The 17,547-nt window shown below is 44.0% G+C and carries 14 protein-coding genes; 5 read left to right on the top strand and 9 right to left on the bottom strand.

Annotation, left to right across the window (positions count from 1 at the left end; genetic code table 11):
- Window positions 1-13 precede the first annotated feature (13 nt).
- Window positions 14-1,543, bottom strand: a complete 1,530-nt coding sequence (locus KFK88_RS10885; protein ID WP_223579579.1) for a DUF4139 domain-containing protein — start codon at window positions 1,541-1,543, stop codon at window positions 14-16.
- 97 nt (window positions 1,544-1,640) lie between these two features.
- On the opposite strand from KFK88_RS10885, the gene KFK88_RS10880 reads away from it, so the two are divergent.
- Window positions 1,641-2,225 (top strand): YceI family protein, encoded by a 585-nt coding sequence (locus KFK88_RS10880; protein ID WP_223579576.1) that lies wholly within the window; start codon window positions 1,641-1,643, stop codon window positions 2,223-2,225.
- A gap of 55 nt (window positions 2,226-2,280) precedes the next feature.
- A complete protein-coding gene (locus KFK88_RS10875) occupies window positions 2,281-2,622 on the top strand; it encodes a hypothetical protein (RefSeq protein WP_223579574.1) in 342 nt (113 codons plus the stop codon).
- Between the two features lie 77 nt (window positions 2,623-2,699).
- On the opposite strand, the gene hutH is transcribed toward KFK88_RS10875, so the two are convergent.
- From hutH to hutC, 3 genes are read right to left on the bottom strand one after another with little or no spacing between them, the layout of a single operon-like run.
- Window positions 2,700-4,229 carry a histidine ammonia-lyase gene (gene hutH, locus KFK88_RS10870; protein ID WP_223579571.1) on the bottom strand — a complete coding sequence of 510 codons (1,530 nt, stop codon included), beginning with the start codon at window positions 4,227-4,229 and terminating at the stop codon, window positions 2,700-2,702.
- Window positions 4,230-4,272: 43 nt separating this feature from the next.
- On the bottom strand, window positions 4,273-5,940 hold the full coding sequence (gene hutU, locus KFK88_RS10865) for a urocanate hydratase (RefSeq protein WP_223579568.1): 1,668 nt from the start codon (window positions 5,938-5,940) through the stop codon (window positions 4,273-4,275).
- Between the two features lie 57 nt (window positions 5,941-5,997).
- Window positions 5,998-6,729: a histidine utilization repressor gene (hutC, locus tag KFK88_RS10860; protein WP_223579566.1), complete on the bottom strand. Its 732-nt coding sequence runs from the start codon at window positions 6,727-6,729 to the stop codon at window positions 5,998-6,000.
- A 172-nt stretch (window positions 6,730-6,901) separates the two neighbouring features.
- Between hutC and KFK88_RS10855 the strand changes: the two genes are divergently transcribed.
- Window positions 6,902-8,116, top strand: coding sequence for an N-formylglutamate amidohydrolase (locus tag KFK88_RS10855; protein WP_223579564.1), 1,215 nt, complete (start codon window positions 6,902-6,904; stop codon window positions 8,114-8,116).
- 32 nt (window positions 8,117-8,148) lie between these two features.
- Here KFK88_RS10855 and KFK88_RS10850 read toward each other — a convergent pair whose 3' ends face one another.
- Together KFK88_RS10850 and hutI are read right to left on the bottom strand one after the other, a co-directional pair.
- Window positions 8,149-8,847 (bottom strand): HNH endonuclease, encoded by a 699-nt coding sequence (locus tag KFK88_RS10850; protein ID WP_223579561.1) that lies wholly within the window; start codon window positions 8,845-8,847, stop codon window positions 8,149-8,151.
- Between the two features lie 78 nt (window positions 8,848-8,925).
- Window positions 8,926-10,179 (bottom strand): imidazolonepropionase, encoded by a 1,254-nt coding sequence (hutI, locus tag KFK88_RS10845; RefSeq protein WP_223579558.1) that lies wholly within the window; start codon window positions 10,177-10,179, stop codon window positions 8,926-8,928.
- A gap of 41 nt (window positions 10,180-10,220) precedes the next feature.
- Here hutI and KFK88_RS10840 point away from each other — a divergent pair, with 41 nt between their 5' ends.
- The gene (locus tag KFK88_RS10840; protein WP_223579555.1) at window positions 10,221-11,624 is read left to right on the top strand and encodes a formimidoylglutamate deiminase; all 1,404 of its coding nucleotides are present in this window, start codon (window positions 10,221-10,223) and stop codon (window positions 11,622-11,624) included.
- On the opposite strand, the gene KFK88_RS10835 is transcribed toward KFK88_RS10840, so the two are convergent.
- Complete coding sequence (locus KFK88_RS10835; RefSeq protein WP_223579551.1) at window positions 11,610-13,355, bottom strand: response regulator; 1,746 nt, start codon at window positions 13,353-13,355, stop codon at window positions 11,610-11,612. The genes KFK88_RS10840 and KFK88_RS10835 overlap by 15 nt on opposite strands.
- A 155-nt stretch (window positions 13,356-13,510) precedes the next feature.
- Window positions 13,511-13,801: a DUF6763 family protein gene (locus KFK88_RS10830; RefSeq protein WP_223579548.1), complete on the bottom strand. Its 291-nt coding sequence runs from the start codon at window positions 13,799-13,801 to the stop codon at window positions 13,511-13,513.
- Between the two features lie 204 nt (window positions 13,802-14,005).
- Between KFK88_RS10830 and KFK88_RS10825 the strand changes: the two genes are divergently transcribed.
- Entirely contained in the window at window positions 14,006-15,220 is a 1,215-nt protein-coding gene (locus tag KFK88_RS10825) for a hypothetical protein (RefSeq protein ID WP_223579546.1), read from the top strand.
- Between the two features lie 49 nt (window positions 15,221-15,269).
- Here KFK88_RS10825 and KFK88_RS10820 read toward each other — a convergent pair whose 3' ends face one another.
- On the bottom strand, window positions 15,270-17,225 hold the full coding sequence (locus tag KFK88_RS10820; protein ID WP_223579543.1) for a transglycosylase SLT domain-containing protein: 1,956 nt from the start codon (window positions 17,223-17,225) through the stop codon (window positions 15,270-15,272).
- Window positions 17,226-17,547 lie beyond the last annotated feature (322 nt).

Raw genomic sequence — 17,547 nt, 5'->3', positions numbered from 1 at the left:
TTTGAGGTAACAACTACCAAGAGTAGTTAACTGTGTATGTAACGGTCACTTCCTCATTGGCAGGCACTTCGACATCAAAATGGATATGACGAGCATCTTGCTTGCTAAACTGGTGAGACTTCCGAGCTATTTCCCATTCAGACCAGCGGTATAAGGTTTCGCGAATCACCACTTTAGCGTCTTCTGGCTTGTGGTTTTTCAAGGTGATTTCAAAGCTTTCGCTCATGGTTCGAGCTTTGGTATCGACACGATAATCCGTCTGCTTTCGCTCACCTTTAATATCGAAGGCATTGCCCATTTTGATCAGAACGTCTTCATCTTTTGGGGTATGGTCAATAATATCTTCGCCAATAAACTCTAAGCTACCATCAGTGTCTTTCTGATTCACGCGAATACGGCCCGCTGGAAGTGGCATGCCCATGTTGTTGTCTTCGCTGTTATTAAAGCGTAAATAGACATTAACATCACTTTGAGTATTACGACCGTAATTCTGATTGGTATTCAATCCACCGTACCCATACTGGCTAGAAGCATCAAATACCAACTCTTTGTTGCAGTTTATAGAACTCACGGAAGGGAATAGCTCAAGCTGTTTTGTGGAGTTATCCGGTAAGGTCGCAGGTCGACCCAGAGTGTATAGGTGATATTCAAAAAAGGCTTTTTCTTCGAACCCCTGATTACCGGCAGATGAGTCCATTTTCTCGTATACCGCTCGTGCTCTTAGCGGATGCTGTTCTGGCTGGGCTCGATTAACATCGCCAGCAATTAATTTCAGCTTTGCATCCTCAAAACTCGCTCCCGACTGGTTAATAATGCTAACCCATGCTGATAGGTCGAGTTTGCAGCTGTTGCCCGTGTCTTCGCTATAAACCACATTATAATCAGACCACCAGGTCATGCCCTCGGTCTGATAACTGAGTTCGATATCATGCTTACCAGGCTTTGTCGCGTTTAAATCCCAAACAAGCGTTGGCTTGGTGCGTAAGCCACCGGGTAATTGAGGAAACTGTATATTGCTGTAATTACTGATGCTGTGGACATTACCACGGTTATCTTTTAACACCAGTCCACCAGTGGCACTGATCAGTTCACCTTCGATTTGGTTAATATCATCACCTTGAACCTGCTCAACAACGATGGTCTTGCCTAAGTATCGCTGCAGCAACTTTTGTTGACTCACTAGGTCAAACTGATAGTTTTGCTCTAACACGTGGGCTTCAGGGTCAGTTAATGAACGGAATGATACCGTAGTTGGATCGAGAAGGGCGGCAACGTCATTAACTTCGAGTTGGTTCAACCCTTTCTTGATGTTGTGGGTTTGAGTGCTTTTCACCACTGCGTAGCCCGGAACATTGTAATTACCGTAATGCTGTCCTGGAACGGGGCGGTAGACATTCGGTGAGATTGAGCCCGGTTGGGCGCTGCTATAAATCGTGATGGCATCGCTTCCATCGTTAGACTTAGCGTGTGTCATGGTGGTTGCTCCTAAGCTGGCGGCGATCATTAATGCCAATACGCTATGTGAATTATGTTTAATACGCATAAAGTTTACCTTGTGTTTCCATAGTTCTACCACTATAAACGTCAGAGTAACTCAAAAGGGTTAAGTTCTACAAAAATTTAAAAATGTAGGTTTTAGTATGTTGAAAGAAAAATATTTACTGGTATTCGCGTCATTGATTATGTTGGCACCTTTAATGGGCCAGTCAAAGGAGTACACACGCGTTGTGGCTGAGGACAGCAAGATTGAATTCAGTGGCGTACAAAATCGCAAAACAGCGTTCACTGGGCACTTTGCTGACTTTAAAGTTGATGCGATATTTAATCGTGATGATTTAGAGAACAGCCGTATTGATGTTGTTATTGAGCTTGCTTCGCTGGAAAGTGGTAGCGAAAAACGTGACACAAAGCTCAAAAAAGGTAACTGGTTTGATATTGATAACACTCCTAGAAGTTACTTTAAGTCAGAGACGATTGAGGCTGTTTCTAACGATATTTACGAGATTAAAGGTCAGCTGGAAATTAAAGGAATATCAAAGCCTTATAGCTTTAAATTAGAAATTCGTGAACTAGTCGACTTGTTGAGACTGTCGGGTGATTTTACAATCAACAGACTCGATTTTGACCTTGGTCTTGGCGCTTGGAAAAATCCAGACTGGGTAAAGCATGAAGTCAACGTTGAGTTTGATATAGCTGTTAAAAGTAACGCTCAAAAGGATACATAATACTTTAAAGGGAATGGTTAACAGCTATTGGTATAAACCCCATATAGCAAGAGTGATGAAAATGTTTAAACCGTTCCTAACAGGAGTATTGTTATTAGCTGCAACCTCAGTAGCGAAAGCAGAGGTTCTTGATATTGACGATCACATGGCAGACAAAATTGTATCGATTTGCAAATTCGTTAAAGGTGAAGGCCATCCTGAGCAGTTAAGACTCAAAGGTATGGCTTGGTGCAAAGTCGGTGTTGATTATCTTCCAGAAGAGTTTAAACGTCAGAAAAAATTGGTAAACCATCTTTACGCATCTGACAACTACAAGCATCTACTGGAAAATGAAGAGTTCACCTCTCAACTAAAAAAAGCTCGCCGCAGAATTGCTGAGATTTCTTTAGGAATGTAGCTCTTAAGTGTTTATCCAGTTTAAGAAAAAAGCGCCGAATCGGCGCTTTTTTTATGCTCATATCATTCAAAAGTCTCTTACAAGCTCGGAAGCTCTAACTCTTTAGCGAACTGATTAAATAAGCCGCTATCGATTAGTTCGCGAATGGCTTCAATATCTGGGCCGAAGTGGCGGTCTTTTTCGTAATATGGAACTTTTTCACGAATCGCGTCATAAGCCTTTTGCAGCGTTGCAGAGGTTTTTAGTGGTGCGCGGAAGTCTAAGCCTTGTGCCGCGCTTAATAACTCAACCGCAATGACGCCAGCTGTGTTGAAGTTCATATCTCGTAGACGTCTTGCCGCGAAAGTCGCCATCGAAACGTGATCTTCCTGGTTAGCTGACGTTGGTAGGCTATCGACCGAAGCAGGGTGGGCCAGTGTTTTATTTTCTGAGGCTAGGGCTGCCGCAGTTACTTGTGCAATCATAAAGCCTGAGTTAACACCACTGTCTTCTACTAAAAATGCAGGAAGGCCACTTAAGTGTTTATCGAGCATCAGTGCGATACGACGCTCTACAATAGCGCCAACTTCTGCAATCACCACAGCGAGTAGATCAGAAGACATAGCAACTGGCTCTGCGTGGAAGTTACCGCCAGAAATGATATCGCCGTCTTCAGGGAACACTAGCGGGTTATCTGACACAGCGTTTGCTTCAGTTAATAATACCGAAGCAGCGAAACGCATATGGTCGAGAGCAGCGCCCATGACTTGTGGCTGGCAACGCAGAGAATAAGGATCTTGTACTTTATCGCAGTCTTCGTGAGACTCGTTTAACTCGCTGCCTTTGATTAGATTGAGTAACGACAGTGCGACTTTCTTTTGACCGTCGTGACCACGAACGTCGTGAATCCGCGCATCAAACGGCGCGACCGAACCTAGTACCGCGTCAACTGTGAGGCCACCAGCAACGATAGCCGCAGCAAAGTTGTTTTCAGCGCCGAGTAAGCCAGCCAGTGCTAACGCTGTAGAACATTGTGTACCGTTAAGTAAGGCCAAACCTTCTTTAGCGGCTAGAGTTAATGGTTCCAACCCCGCAACCTTCAAGCCTTCAACCGCGCTCATGATTTTGCCATTATGGCGAACTTCGCCAACGCCAATAAGCGTACAACTCATGTGTGCAAGTGGTGCTAAGTCGCCAGAAGCGCCGACAGAGCCTTTTTCTGGAATGCAGGGGTAAACTTCATGATTCACTAGTTTGATCAGCGCATCGACTGTTTCGCGACGTACACCTGAATGGCCTTGAGATAGGCTAGACAGTTTAAGTACCATCAATAAGCGAACCACGTTATCAGGAAGTAACTCGCCAATGCCCGCTGCGTGAGAAAGTACTAAGCTTTCTTGAAGTAGTTCTAATTTTTCACGTGGAATACGAGTCGAGGCGAGTAAGCCAAAGCCGGTGTTAATGCCGTAAACCGTTTGGTTATTTTCAACCACATCAGCAACCGTTTGCGCTGAACGATCGATCACAGGATAAAAGTCAGCGTTAAGTTCGATCTGACAAGGTTTCGAGTAAATATCTCGACAGTCGGCCAGTGTTAACTCGCCTGGTGTTAATGTATATGTTGTCATAGTTATACCTTTAAAATTCTGTTGGCAAAACTGCTGTCAGTTCTTACTTAACCATTGGTAGATTTAAGTTATTCTCTTTAGCGCATTCAACGGCTGCGTCGTAGCCAGCATCTGCGTGGCGCATAACGCCAGTCGCAGGGTCGTTAAACAATACGCGATTAATGCGTGCGGCAGCTTCGTCGGTGCCGTCACAGCAAATCACGACGCCAGAATGCTGCGAGAAGCCCATACCAACACCGCCACCGTGATGCAGGGATACCCAAGTTGCGCCACCAGCCACATTCAACATGGCGTTCAGCAGTGGCCAGTCAGATACAGCGTCTGAACCATCTTTCATACCTTCGGTCTCACGGTTAGGGCTAGCAACTGAGCCTGAGTCCAGGTGGTCACGGCCAATGACAACTGGCGCTTTTAGCTCGCCATTCTTAACCATCTCATTGAATGCCAAGCCTAGTTTATGGCGTAAGCCTAAACCGACCCAGCAGATACGCGATGGCAAGCCTTGGAATTGAATGCGCTCTTTCGCCATGTCGAGCCAGTTATGAAGATGCGGGTCGTCAGCGATGATTTCTTTCACTTTTTGGTCAGTTTTATAAATATCTTCTGGATCACCCGATAGCGCTGCCCAGCGGAATGGGCCGATACCACGACAGAAAAGAGGGCGGATATAAGCTGGAACAAAGCCTGGGAAATCAAAAGCGTTTTCCACGCCTTCTTCCAGCGCCATTTGGCGAATGTTGTTCCCGTAATCAACCGTAGGAATGCCTGCGTGAGCAAACTCAACCATGGCTTTAACTTGAACTGCCATGGATTTTTTAGCTGCCTTTGTGACTTCGTCGGGGTTCGACTCTGCTTTTTCGCGCCACTCTTCAACGGTCCAGCCTTGTGGCAAGTAGCCGTTTACTGGATCGTGTGCTGAGGTTTGGTCAGTCACTAAGTCAGGTTTAGCGCCACGCTTTTGTAGCTCTGGGAATACGTCAGCTGCGTTGCCAAGTAAACCAATCGAAATGGCTTCACCTTTGTCCAATGCTTCTTGCAACATTTTCATGGCTTCATCAATGCTCGTAGCCTTTTTATCGACATAGCCTGTACGCAGGCGGAAGTCGATACGCGTTTCGTCACATTCGACAGCGATCATGCAGTAGCCTGCCATGGTTGCAGCTAGTGGCTGCGCGCCACCCATACCACCAAGACCGCCCGTTAAAATCCACTTGCCTGTAGTGTTGCCGTCGAAGTGCTGACGACCCGCTTCAACAAAAGTCTCGTAGGTGCCTTGGACAATGCCTTGGCTACCAATGTATATCCAAGAACCCGCCGTCATCTGGCCGTACATCATAAGCCCTTTGCGGTCTAGCTCATTGAAGTGTTCCCAGTTTGCCCAGTGTGGCACGAGGTTTGAGTTCGCAATTAAAACGCGCGGTGCATCCGCGTGAGTTTTGAACACGCCAACAGGTTTGCCTGACTGAACCAGAAGCGTTTCATCATCATTAAGCTCTTTAAGTGACTCAACGATTTTGTCATAACACTCCCAGTTACGAGCGGCACGACCAATGCCACCATAAACGACTAAGCCCTGTGGGTGCTCAGCAACGTCAGGATCAAGGTTGTTCATTAACATACGAAGCGGTGCCTCGGTTAACCATGATTTGGCGTTTAACTTTGTGCCTTTTGGCGCTCGTATCTCGCGACTTGCATCAAAACGTTCGCTCATTTTGACTCCTCTCTAATATTGTCATTGTCCGAACTGTTCTCTTTACTATGTGGAGAGCTACAGTTCAGTCAGTTGGTGTTCAGTAGTAAATCGTCCTGTTAGCTTAAAGCGGCTAGCAGGGTGGAATAATTGGCAATAGCTGACTAACAAGTCTTTCGACCAAGTGGTTCTATCGATCGATAGCACTGGCTCGTGCTCTTGTAGCTTTAGCGTCACACGCATAAAAGGATCCGCTTCTTTGGCTTCGATTTGATGCTCAGCTTGCGTTAATGGCGCCATTTCGGACAAATAAACGTTTGGCGTCATCTCATTAAAATTCTGTTTCAAGTAATCCGGCGCAGCCTTTGGGTTGACGTAGCGCTGTTCGATCTGAATTGGCTTGTTATTTTCTTTGTGCACCATGATCGAGTGAAAAATGTCTTCGCCTTCCTCTAAGTCAAAGTAGTGTAAAAGGTGGGTAGGGCAATGCTCTTTTTGCAATAAAATCAATTCATTAGAATATTCATTGCCACGCTCTTTAACTTCGTCAGCAATGTTCCGGATTTCGAGCATCGGCGAGTGAAGCTTTTTAGGCGCAACGAAAGTTCCGCGTCCCTGAGCACGATATAAGATGCCTTCTTCGGTCAGTTCGTCTAACGCGCGACGTGCAGTCATGCGACTAACGCCACAGGTTTCGACAAGCTCGTTTTCAGACGGAACACGCTTGTGCTCAGCCCAGCTGCCATCTTCAATGCCTTGTTTTATAAAGTTTTTTACCACCATATAGCGGCGAGTATTCAGATCGGTCATTAGCTATTGCGTAAAGATTATTTTTGTCCGTATCATGTCTTGAACCTAGCAAAAAATCCTGTATGCTAAGTTGTATATACAAGTTGAACTATACTAATAAATACGTATGCTTTTCAAGCGTAAATAGCAAAGAAAAGTGAAAAGAGAAATAAAGAAAAGGCAAGTGAGACCGATGAGTTCTGAATCATTAACTGAGCGATTTAAAAAACAAGACATTGAGCCTAGTGAATTCAATCACTTGGCGCACTTAAAGGTCGCCTGGGACTATATCCATGAATATTCTATGGTCGAGGCTCGCGAAAAGTTCCATCAGGATATTATCAAGCTGACCAAAGTCCTTGGCGCAGAAGAAAAGTACCACCGGACGCTGACCGACTTCTTTCTAGATTACTTGTACCAAGTAAAGTGGTACTTAAACCATTCAGGAGCAAGCTCGGAATCATGGAATACAGTGGAGCAACAGTGCCCATTATTGATTAACGACGCCAAAAGACTGATCAGTTATTACTACAGCGATGAATTAATCAACTCAGACCTAGCGCGAACCCAATACGTTGATGCTGATATTATGCCTCTGGATAGGGCCAGCCTGCGTTTTAGTGAGGCTGAAATACCAGTATTCGATTTAGTAGAGCAGGATTCGCCGATTATTGTCTCAATGCCGCATCACGGGCAGTTTATCCCGCATGACGTCCTAGAGCAGATGACGGACATAGCCTTAAACAGCGCCGACACTGACTGGTACCTGGTTCAGCTTTATAGCTTTTTAGAAGAGTTAAAAGTAACTCGAATCAATGCTAACTACTCGCGCTACTTGATTGACCTTAATCGAGACAGTAGCGGTAAAGTACTGTACAAAGGCGCTGACAATACTGAGCTTTGTCCGACATCGACCTTTGACTTGGAAGCATTATACGATGAAGACGACGAGCCTGATTCGCATGAGGTCGCGCGCAGAACAGAATTGTACTGGAGGCCTTATCATCAAGAGCTACAGCGCCTAATTAAACAAGCCAAACACAAATTCGGCTACTGTTTGCTGTTTGAAGCGCACACTATTCAATCTCACGTACCGCGTTTCTTCGACGGCCAACTGCCAGACTTTAACTTCGGCACTAACGAAGGCCAAACCGTAAACGAGGAACTTAAATCAGTACTTGAAAACTTCGATACCGGTGACTATTCAAAAATTATCAACGGACGCTTTAAGGGCGGCTTTATTACGCGCCAGTATGCTAAGCCCGACGATAATATCTACACCATTCAATTAGAGTTGTCGCAAATAACTTATTTGGACGAAAAGCTAAGGTTATTTGATCAGGAAAAGGCTCAGAAGGTTGCGGGGGTGATTAAGCGTCTACTACAACGATTAAAATCCTGTACTTAAAGAAAAATTCTTCATAATCATTGCAGTTACCGTTATTGTATCTTGGCACTTTTTTCAAGGTTATGCCTTGCACACAACAATTGGATATTTTCAACTTTCAACGAAGTTCCCCCTTTAGAGTACGGAAGAATATGGTCAAAGTGTAACTCATCTTGCGCACCGCACGTTACACATTTCCCCCGGTCTCTTTTCCAAACAGCTAGCTTTACACTTGTAGGTATAATTCTACTTCTAGTAAATTCTTCAGTAATAGACTCTTCGGACTTTTTATTGTCCGAAACATGGTCTACAGCAATTAGTTTAAACTTAAATACGTTTCTCAATCCATCAGACTGAGTCCATGCGTCGACTAAATGGAAAAAGCCATTATCTGACCATATTCCTGTTTTGATCTTTTCATATACTTTAACAATATCAGGGCCTTTTAAACCTTTTTTAAAGTCTATAGCAGCGCGTTTAAACTTTCCATTTTCAGTTAATGAGCCGGTATGCCTAAATTCTGGCTGGTCTACTTCTTTTGGGTTTCCCTTATGTTGATTTTTAGGAGCGTCGTGGCCTTCGTAAATTAGCACAGTACCATTTTCTTGGATTTCATCTTTATACGGAGCGTTTGGGCTGACTGACATTAATATTATAGAGTGCCCACCGCGTAGTCGAAAATTCATACCTTTTTGAAGGCTAGTCCCTTCTTCCTGGCACATTTCAATATAAGAAATAATATTACCGCGCACGTTTGCTCCAAAAAATTTGTTTGTTTTTATCAAGCCTTTTATAAAACTCTATTAGCTATGGGCATTTCATGCAAGGAGTTATGAATAGTCTTGCTTGTCAATTATATTTACAGGAAAGAATGCACGTATTAAATTATTCCCCCCCAGTTGGTAACTCAGCTGATTTGGGTGGTCAATATCCCACAGTGCTAACTCAGCTTTTTTGCCTGTTTCTATACTCCCAATTTTATCTTCTAAGCCTAGAGCTTTGGCTGCGTTGATGGTGACGCCTTGTAAGGCTTCAAGAGGTGTCATGCGGAAGAGGGTGCAGGCCATGTTGAGCATGAGCAATAGTGATTGCGCTGGTGAGGTACCGGGGTTGCTGTCGGAGGCGACGGCGATTGGTACGCCTGCTTGGCGCAGTTCGTCCATTGGCGGTAGTTTTGTTTCACGTAGGAAGTAGAAAGCACCGGGTAGTAGCACCGCAACTGTTCCGCTCTTAGCCATTTTGTCGATAGAGTCTTGTGATAAGTATTCTAAATGATCGGCGGAAAGGGCTTTGTAGTCAGCGGCTAAGCCTGCACCAGACTGATCGGATAGTTGTTCGGCGTGCAGTTTGACTTTGAGTCCATGTTTTTGTGCGGCTTTAAATACGCGTTCGGTTTGTTCGTAGCTGAAGCCAATGTTTTCGCAAAAAGCATCGACGCAATCTGCTAAACCCAGTTCAGCGATTTTAGGGATCATGTCATTGCACACTAAGTCGATATAACCGTCTGAGTTGTCTTTGAATTCAGGCGGCAACGCATGTGCGCCAAGGAAGGTGGTGCTGACGCGAATAGGGAATTCTTGCTCCAGTCGTTTCGCGACTTTGAGCATTTTAATTTCGTTCTCGGTGTCTAAACCATAGCCAGATTTAATTTCAATTGTGGTGACGCCTTCGTCGATAAAGCTTTGTAAACGTTTAGCGGCGCTTTGGAACAGCTCTTCTTCGGTGGCTTCGCGCGTGGCTTTAACGCTAGAAATAATACCGCCACCCGCTTTGGCGATCTCTTCGTAGGCTACGCCATTGAGGCGCATTTCAAATTCGTTGGCGCGATTGCCGCCGTAAACGAGGTGCGTGTGGCAGTCGATGAGGCCGGGCGTGAGCCATTGTCCTTGGGCATCAATGGCTTCTTTTGCATCAAGCTCAGGGTTAGAAGTGCCAATATACGAAATCAGACCATCATTAACGCCAACCGCACCGTTTTCGATGACACCATAGGGATTGTCTTCGCTGGCGTACTGGTCTGATAAAGTCGCGATATTGACGTTGTGAATAATGTAATCAAAAGGTTTCGTTTCACTCTGGCTCATATTATGATCCTGATATTGTTTTAACTATTTTACTCGACACTATGACAAGTATTCACCCGCAACAGATTTTCGCTAAATCTATACTGTTGGCCGACGGCTGGCAGGAGAACGTGTTGTTGGAGCACGATTCTAATGGGGTTATCACTAAAATTAAACCACAAACCGAGAAACCCGCAAACTTTAGTGGAAAAGTGATTGAAGGTGCGGTGATCCCAGGCATGGTCAATAACCACTCCCATGCGTTCCAGTGGGCGATGGCTGGCCTAGGTGAAGCGAGTGGTAGCTCTAAAGATAGCTTCTGGACATGGCGCAAAGCGATGTACGGATTTGTCGAAAATATTGAACCGGAGGACTTGAACCATATCGCCAGCGCGCTTTATATGCAGATGTTAAAAGCGGGTTACACCTCGGTCGGTGAGTTTCATTATTTGCATCATGATAAAAGCGGTGACTTTTACGAGAATCCGGCGGAAATGTCGATGCAGATTTTTGAAGCAGGCAAGAACAGCGGTATTGATGTCACTTTATTGCCGGTATTCTATCGCTACAGTGGCTTTGGGCCACAAGCTCCTAGCGATGGGCAGAAGCGTTTTATTCATTCGCAGGATGATTACGGACGCTTGCTAGAGCAGGTCCATTTGTTATCGTCTGAGTACAATCAAAGTTACGGTATCGCGCCGCACTCATTGCGCGCCGTGGACAAAAGCGACCTTGAATTTGCAGTGAAAACATTACGCTCACAGTCAGAAGACGCACCCATTCATATTCATATCGCTGAACAAACGAAAGAAGTCGATGATTGTGTCAGCCATTATGGTCAGCGTCCTGTTGAATGGCTTTACGATAATTTAAGCCCTGATGACAAGTGGTGTTTAGTTCATGCAACCCACTTAACCGATGGCGAGGTAAGATCGATTGCCGAATCAAAAGCGGTGGTTTCTATCTGTACGACCACAGAAGCGAATCTTGGCGATGGTTTTTTCCCGATGTTGGATTACAAAGCACAAGGTGGACGTTGGTCGGTGGGTAGTGATAGCCACATTTCTGTGAACGCGATTGAGGAGTTACGCTGGCTGGAGTATCAGCAACGTTTGCGTGAGCATTCAAGAACGGTATTGGTTGATGGAGCCAATAGTTCTACGGGCCACTGGCTTTGGACGCAAGCCGCGCAAGGTGGTGCACAAAGTTTACAGCAGCCAGTAGGGCAGATTGGTATTGGTTATAAAGCTAACTTTGTGGAATTGAATTTAGACTCAATGACGTTTGTTGGGAAAAGTCAGCAGCAGTTGTTGGATGCCTTTATCTTCAACCATCAGTTTGCAAACGATGCTATCGCCTCCGTTTGGGTCAGAGGGCAGAAAGTGATCGAGCATGGTCAGCATGTATCGCAAGAGGTTATCGAAGATAACTTTAAAGCGAGCTTGGGACGATTAAAGGCTGGCTAGGACGTCACCGAGCTTTTTTGGATCAACCGGTTTTGATACAAATTCCGCAGTTTCAATATTATTGAAGACTTCGGCCTCAGTGATGTGCTTGTTATGACTGACGATGATAATGTGTGGTTGGTTATCTAGGTGCTGAATTTCTTCAAGAAAATTGTTGAATGAAAACGACGGGTCATCCTCAATGAAGTCGGAGTTGACCAAAATGGCATCGAAGGCATCGTGGCGTAACTTCTGCAAAACGACTTGTTTGGTTGTGGCTTTGTCAACATCAATCCCCAGCTTATTTAAGTAGCCAATCAGCACCATCTTATCGATGGGATCGGAATCATAAACGAGAACATTAAGGTTTATACCCAATGGTGTGATAGGTTCAGGCTGAGATTTTTTGTCCGATTGGCTGAGTGTGTTTAAGGGCATTTCAAGCCGTACTTCATCGCTAAAGTATAAATATTCCCCACCAAATTTTTTAAGGATATGCTTGGCGGAAATAAGTTGGATATTGTTGCTATGAGGTGTGACAGGCAGTTCCTCTTTAAACTGAAACAGGCTCTGTTGCTCCAGTGCGGTTAAAAACATTTTCGAGTCTGATGAAAAGGAAATGCGTAAATTCGCGGTATCCTGATAATCCTGTCTTAAATCAAAATGAATATTAAGTGTTTCACCTTCGCAGATATTAATCAGCTGCTGTAGCAGCAAGCGAAGCATTTGCTTGAACGCTTTTTCATCAACATGAACCTGATAACTCATACGGTTGCCGCTGAAGGATTCTTGAATTAATGTTGATTTCTCTTTGGCTAAATTAGACAGCTCAACAACTGTTTGTGCGAGCAAATCGCGACACCAAACGGCTTTTCGGGTTTGGTCGACCGGCTGCTTAATGACTTCATAAAACATCATTAAATTGTTTATAGAGCTATTAAAGTCTTGCTGGGTCATGAAGCCGATAAACTCGTGCAACTCAGTGTTAGCGTCTAAGCGAGCTTTTTGTACTTCAGTTTTAAGCATGTTGAGTTTGTGTCGCAAATTTTGCGTCTTGATCACCTGTTGCTCAACAGCATTTAATAGCTCAGAACCTTCTGTCGTTCTCAGGCTTTCTTTGAACTCTTTGTAACTTTCCGAGTTGTTTAATTGATCAATCAGCTTTTTCACCACTTTTGCTTGGTGGTTTTGGCGAACTCTAAGATAGAGCCAGAATAGTGACAGCGGAATAATAATGCCTAGGTTGAGCAACAAATGGCTTAACCCGTCATAAGCTCTGCTATAGCGGTAAGGTGTGGCGGCTATTTGTAGCTGGCCTAGGCGACGACTCTCACTTTCGGAGTTTTCAATGAGCTGGCTAGGGAAGTTACTTTGAAAACTAGAGCCTAGGTTTTGCACAATATCTTGATCTATCGTGTTTAGCGCAACATTTTGGGAAATGCCAATAAGCCCTCTATTATCCACCTGTGAAACGATGGTGCCTTGATTATCAATAATTCTGACGAAGGCGATATCAGGGTTGTTGCGTAAAGGAAAAAGCGTTTGTTCAAGGTCTGTGGTATTACCAAAGCTGAGTCCGTACTCAAGTCCTGGCGTATAGCTGGATATAATTAAATCGCACAACTTTCGCTGTTGAGCTAGATGTGTTTGCTCCATCGAGCGATAAAACATAAAGTTCACGACAATCAATACTCCAACAAACGCTAGCGCGTAAGCAATGCTGTATTGATGACTGAGCTTTATTTTTTTCAAGATGGAATCCCTGAGTAGGTTTTATTATTACTATGGGTTTATTTGGGTTGCGTGCAACCAACTGGGTTACCCAACGCTACTGGGATTAAGTATATGATTTAATGTATAAAAGTAAAAGTAATGTATAAAAGTAATATAGTGCAACAACTGAAAGACTAATAACTATTTGCATCCATTATATTCAGTGCAGCCTCTAGGGAGTCAGCTTCTGGTTCAAACTCAACACGGTTATCTGTACCAAAGGCTCCTGACCAGTTATCGGGTGGGGCGATAGGAGCTATTTCTAAAAGTAACCAGCTGGCTTCATCTATTTCTTCTATTTCGCCGTTATAATATTGAATTTCAATGCATTCTTCATCGCGATCGATTGCAACGACTTCAAAACTTTCGTCTAAATCCAGTCGTTTATACCATTGACCTCTTTCTGCTTGAATGGCCTGAGCCACAGTTCCTCCTAGTAGTAAGCTTATTCTTACTACGTTTTATACATTACAGATTATCATATTGGTTAAAAAATGCACGATTGGATGGCGGTGATTTGTCTATCAGTTCAGATTTTTTGAGGACAAATGTTTTATCGTCTGTAGTAATTACGATGGTTATTTTTTACAATAGCGGCACCTAACAGACCAACTGGTATGTGCATAACAATGACCATCAAGATGAAGGATTTAATCTTAACTGCTTTATTTGTAACAACATTTTCTATGAGTAATGTGCTGACTGCTGCAGAATGGAGTGGTGTCGCATCAGCAGAAGGACGATACTTTTTTAAAGAAGGTGACTTTGGTCAGGAACAGTCAGAGTTTTCGCTGGCCATAGAGCCTGAGTTTTATCATCGATGGGAAGACTCAGATTGGAGCATCGTATTTAAGCCGTTTGTTCGATGGGATAGCCTTGATGACGAGCGTTCACATGCTGATATACGCGAATTGATGGTGCGTTATGTTGGTGATGAGTGGGAGCTTAAAGCGGGCATGAGCAAAGTCTTCTGGGGCGTAGCCGAATCCCAACATTTAGTTGATGTGATTAACCAAACTGATTTTGTTGAAAACATCGATGGTGAAGACAAGTTAGGCCAGCAGATGGTCGTGCTGTCGACGGAACAAGACTTTGGCTTGCTTGAGCTTTTTGTGCTTCCTGGGTCACGCGAGAGAACCTTCGCTGGTGAAGATGGACGTTTTCGTTTTCCTTTGCCGGTAGACCAAGATAATCCGATATACGCCGATGAAGACGGTAAGCAAAGAATTGATGGTGCCATTCGTTGGTCAAAATGGATTGGAGACTGGGATATTGGTCTGTCGCACTTTTCTGGCACCAGCCGTGAACCTTTGTTTGTGGTTGATCAAGTAAACCCGCTTCAACCTCAATTGAGGCCTCTGTACGTTACTATCGATCAGACCAGTCTTGATGTACAAGCGACCAAAGGTGCATGGCTATGGAAATTAGAGGCGATGTCACGTTCAGGCTTTAATGAAGACCGCTACTGGGCTGCTGTGGGTGGTTTTGAGTATACCTTCTTCGGTGTTACCCAAAGTGGTGCTGACTTGGGCATGATTATGGAGTATCAACATGATTCCAGAGAGACGTTGCCTGGTGGTTATCAACAGCAGGATGTTGGAGTTTTAGGTTTCCGTTTAGCGATGAATGATATTCCATCAACTGAAGCGTTATTGGCATTTTCGTATGCTGATGGACAAAGTTTTGTAAACCTAGAAGCAAGCCGCCGACTAGGTGATGACTGGAAAATGGTTGTAGAAGGTCGACTATTTACGGTTGATGAGGACAAGGGACCATTTGGTAGTTTGCTGTATCCGTTCAGGAATGATGACTATGTTTCGATAACACTGGAACGATATTTCTAATAACCAGTTTTAGTTCTTCAAAAAAGCCCAGCAAATGCTGGGCTTTTTGTTATTCAGGTATTGTTTCTCCGCCTGTTTCAGTAGTGAGAATATACTCAAATACGTCGTCGTCAACGCCAAGTTTCAAAGCGTAGATAGCTCGATAGGTCATTACCTTTTTGATGTAATCACGGGTTTCCGTGTATGGAATACTTTCTATCCAAATCTCTGTCGGATGGCGCCCGAATGGCTTCCACTGATCAATACGGTGTTTGCCAGCGTTGTAAGCCGCAGAAGCGTAAATTGGATTCTTATCCATTTGATGATATCTGAGTTCTAGGTATCGGCTACCCATCTCAATGTTAATGTGTGGTTTAAGTAGATCGCGCCTATTGCTGTAGGGAATATCAAACTTGCGTGAGTATACCTTGGCTGTCGATGGCATTACCTGCATTAAGCCGTAGGCCCCAGCCGGTGACACAGCTAACGGACCGTAAGCACTTTCTTGACGTGAAACTCCCATTAGCCATTGTGGCGGTAAGTTTACCTTTTTAGCCATCTCGATGTAGCTCTCTTTAAACGCAGTCGGGAAGCGAATTTCGGTATCATCCCAGTAGCCAGATTTCGCGATGGTTAAAATACCTTGGTTATACCAGCCCCAGCTGTGAGCTATTTTAGAAGCTGCTTGAATTTCTTCATCAGAGTTAAGTGACTGTAAATGTTTACGCCACTCACTACTGGCATTGATGTAACGTTCTAGCTCAAATAACTCTTTGGCACGCTTGACGTTATCACTATTTTCGACGCGCTTTAACGTGTCCGATGAAACAGGAGCGGCTACATGATTCAATTTCAGTGGTTGTTTAAGGCGAGTTGCGGCCAAGTAGCCATAGTAATCGCGCTTATCTGCGAGTAGCTTCAGAGTTAGGGCTGCTTCTTTCTTTTGGCCTGTTTGCTGTTGAGCAATGGCGTTCCAGTACTGCCATTGATTACTTTGTTGCTGGTTAAGTGGCAAAAGTGAATATAGCTCTTTAATCGTCTCCCAGCGTTCATTTCTGAGTAAGACGGCTAACTTCCAATGATTGACCAAGTCATCGGTGATGAATTTGTTGAGGTTGTCAGAATCAAGCCACTTCAAAGCTTTCGAGTTGTTCTCAGTCGCTAGCGCTAAAAATAGCGTTCGCTCGATGTCGTCAGTATGCGACTGAGACAAGGGGATTTGGTTTTTTGTATGTAGCCAGACTTTGTAAGCTTTATCTCTGTCTCCCCACGCGAGGCGTTTTAAGGCAAAGACGAGTATCGGTGCTTCAAGGTTGTGATCTTTACTTGGGAAAAAGCTGCGTCGATTAACAACTCCGGGATCTTTTTTTGCTTTAACCCAGAGATCAGTGATGTAGCGTTTATCGCGATCAAGAAACCGCTCTAGATACTTCAAAAGCCCGATTGATCCTTCGTGAGCCGTTCGGTAAAAGCGATGGTAGGCAATGTTGTGATCTACGCCCACTTCATCAATCCACTTTTTGAAAATTAGGTCACAGTCTTTGGGTTGAGACTTAGGTACGCTCCACAAGTCTTCTATGTCACTAGCTAAGTCCTTGATTGAATGGCCATTCTTAAGCTTGTAAGCCAGTATTTGGCAGTCAAGACTAGCGTCATCACCATAAGAATAATACTGTTGAAGAAGATCGTAGCGTTTATCCACCGCCAGTTGTTTAATAAACATGTACTTTAAGCGATCAGCTAAGGGAGAGTCGCTGTATTGGCTGATAAATTGATCAATCTCAGCCTTATTTTTGGCATCTAATTTTTTGAGTAATTCTTTATACTCCAAGTAAGGATAGAGAGGGTAGCTTTTCAGCGATTGTTTAAGCCTGTTATAAGTGCCTAAGTCGCCACTAGCGAAAGCTTTTTCTGCCGCTAGGAAAGCCAATTGTTCACTGCTATTAATAGCGGATGATTGTTGAGAAAGTGCCAATAAAATTAAAGAGATAATGGACGCTATGAAGAAATCAGCTGTGGCCCGCATGTTTGATTTTTGTCCTTAAAAGTGAATCTTGAAAGCTATTATGTCGTAAATGCTCAAAGCTTTGGGTAAAGAAGTGTAAGATATCTAGAAGAAATCACGCCAGCTTCGAAACATTCTACTAATTAGATATCCAAAGGTTAAAGAGTTCAAGAATTTTTGCTTTCATCGGTCATCGATGCTGCAACTTTCAGTTAAATGCACTTGTTTTTGTGATGTGAACTGTAATAATGTGTGCGCCTGTCAGGTCAACCTAAGGGATCAGACCTGATAATATGTTTTGTTGCGTTATAATAGAGTGTTATAGACAGAACATAGACATTTA

Origin of the sequence: Kangiella taiwanensis (assembly GCF_020005165.1) — a bacterium.
GTDB lineage: Bacteria > Pseudomonadota > Gammaproteobacteria > Enterobacterales > Kangiellaceae > Kangiella > Kangiella taiwanensis.
This window is presented reverse-complemented; position numbering and strand designations above follow the sequence as displayed.

What these genes read in the sequence shown, in the direction of transcription:
- KFK88_RS10885 (WP_223579579.1), bottom strand. Translation starts at nt 1,543, where the DNA reads ATGCGTATTAAACATAATTCACATAGCGTATTGGCATTAATGATCGCC.
- KFK88_RS10880 (WP_223579576.1), top strand. Translation starts at nt 1,641, where the DNA reads ATGTTGAAAGAAAAATATTTACTGGTATTCGCGTCATTGATTATGTTG.
- KFK88_RS10875 (WP_223579574.1), top strand. Translation starts at nt 2,281, where the DNA reads ATGAAAATGTTTAAACCGTTCCTAACAGGAGTATTGTTATTAGCTGCA.
- hutH (WP_223579571.1), bottom strand. Translation starts at nt 4,229, where the DNA reads ATGACAACATATACATTAACACCAGGCGAGTTAACACTGGCCGACTGT.
- hutU (WP_223579568.1), bottom strand. Translation starts at nt 5,940, where the DNA reads ATGAGCGAACGTTTTGATGCAAGTCGCGAGATACGAGCGCCAAAAGGC.
- hutC (WP_223579566.1), bottom strand. Translation starts at nt 6,729, where the DNA reads ATGACCGATCTGAATACTCGCCGCTATATGGTGGTAAAAAACTTTATA.
- KFK88_RS10855 (WP_223579564.1), top strand. Translation starts at nt 6,902, where the DNA reads ATGAGTTCTGAATCATTAACTGAGCGATTTAAAAAACAAGACATTGAG.
- hutI (WP_223579558.1), bottom strand. Translation starts at nt 10,179, where the DNA reads ATGAGCCAGAGTGAAACGAAACCTTTTGATTACATTATTCACAACGTC.
- KFK88_RS10840 (WP_223579555.1), top strand. Translation starts at nt 10,221, where the DNA reads ATGACAAGTATTCACCCGCAACAGATTTTCGCTAAATCTATACTGTTG.
- KFK88_RS10825 (WP_223579546.1), top strand. Translation starts at nt 14,006, where the DNA reads ATGACCATCAAGATGAAGGATTTAATCTTAACTGCTTTATTTGTAACA.
- KFK88_RS10820 (WP_223579543.1), bottom strand. Translation starts at nt 17,225, where the DNA reads ATGCGGGCCACAGCTGATTTCTTCATAGCGTCCATTATCTCTTTAATT.